At 39.2% G+C, this 227-nt stretch carries 1 protein-coding gene; it reads right to left on the bottom strand.

Annotated features, from left to right (window positions below; all coding sequences use genetic code 11):
- Positions 1-182, bottom strand: a 182-nt coding sequence (locus FCK90_RS15300) for a YceI family protein (RefSeq protein WP_246180499.1), incomplete at its 3' end; no start/stop codon positions are given.
- Positions 183-227: the final 45 nt, after the last annotated feature.

Genomic DNA, 227 nt, shown 5'->3' with positions numbered 1-227 from the left:
GGATATTTTTCTACATTAAAGAAGTCTTCGCTTTTCAAATGTCCATCACGTTGCGCTTGGCGAGTGTCAACAGAAGCTGCTGCAACGGAGAAGTTTAATTTTGCAGAAGTTAAATCTTCTGGATCCATTTCGATATCCGCTGTGAAATCGCTAAATGCACCTTTTACTTTTGATACCATCATGTGTTTTACTTGAAATTCGATTGAACTATGCGCTGGGTCTACGTT

This window comes from Kocuria coralli (assembly GCF_008831305.1).
Taxonomy (GTDB): domain Bacteria; phylum Actinomycetota; class Actinomycetes; order Actinomycetales; family Micrococcaceae; genus Kocuria; species Kocuria coralli.
This window is presented reverse-complemented; position numbering and strand designations above follow the sequence as displayed.